The 1,182-nt window shown below is 42.1% G+C and carries 2 protein-coding genes; both read right to left on the reverse strand.

The features are described from left to right. A partial coding sequence (locus KRZ98_RS23880) for a hypothetical protein (RefSeq protein WP_217675651.1) occupies positions 1-359 on the reverse strand: 359 nt, incomplete at its 3' end. Between the two features lie 633 nt (positions 360-992). Beyond that, a partial coding sequence (locus KRZ98_RS23885; RefSeq protein ID WP_217675652.1) for a hypothetical protein occupies positions 993-1,182 on the reverse strand: 190 nt, incomplete at its 5' end.

Genomic DNA, 1,182 nt, shown 5'->3' on the forward strand with positions numbered 1-1,182 from the left:
GAATGTGATCTATTCTGGCTTCCTTGTGAAGGGGCTGCCTGTTGAATGTTGGTTCTCATCAAAGAGGATGGCCTGGTGTCATCTTCTATAGATGGAGAATTTTTCAACTCTTCCACCTGAGAGGGCATATGTGTGAAAGTCCAATCCACCTGTATGGACTGTGTTGTTTGTCCTTGATTGAAGGTCACAGGCTGTACAGAGTCAGGGACAGAGAAAAATTGGTCCCCCACAGAAGGAGAGGCATCATCCAGAATTTCTCCCTCAATTGTGGATGATGTTAAGGCCCCTCTAGTAGAGCTGAAAGAAACCTGGGCCTCTTCAGAGTATTCAGGAATATCTGGAGAATCAGATGTCCCCATTATAATATCAGTGTCCCATTTCTAAGAATTGTTTGGTATTACAACTCCCACGGCTATCAAAGCAGTGAAAGGAGTCGGTGTGTTGTGTGTGTGCAACTCTAGGCCAGTATGATCTGCTTTTGATCTATTGAGACTTCCTCATGGTTTAGTTTCGTGGTTCAATCTTCTTGTCTTAGAGCAGGAAACCCTGGGCCTCAATTTGTAGGAGGGAGAGTGAGTGATATCTTCGTTCCGGTTTAGCATATGTGTGTATGTCCAATCTGCTGGAATGGATAATGTTACAGGCCATTGAGTGAAGTGTAAGGGCCCAAAATAACCATGGCCAGGACAGTATGAATCTGGATATCCCTGTAAAGGTGTGGAATCATCCAAGTAATCTACACCGCATTTGGACTCTGTTTGGGCTTTGCTAGTAGAGATGGAAGTAACCTGTTCCTGTTCTGAGAATAAATGAAGGTTTAGAGACCCAGATGTACCAAGAACAATGTCAAAGTCCCATTCATCTTTTATGTTCGATGTTAGGCCTTCCTTAACTGTTAAAGAAGAGGTTAAATGTTTTGGGTCATTGGAATTATGTTCTAAGGAATTGGCATCAGGATGTGATCTATTTAGTTTTCTTTGTGCTGTGTCTTTCTATTGAATACTGCTTTTCATAGAAGAGGGTGGCATGGGGTTATTTTTGAAAAAAGAAGAAGTTGTCAACTCTTCTACTTGAGAGAAACTATGTGTGAACTTCCAATCTACAGGAATGGACAGTTGTGTAGGCCCTTGTGTGAAGTTCAAAGGCTGAGAAGAATCAGGGACAGAGCAAAATTGTTTTAGT

Source organism: Sphingobium sp. AS12 (genome assembly GCF_019097845.1).
Classification (GTDB): Bacteria; Pseudomonadota; Alphaproteobacteria; order Sphingomonadales; family Sphingomonadaceae; genus Sphingobium.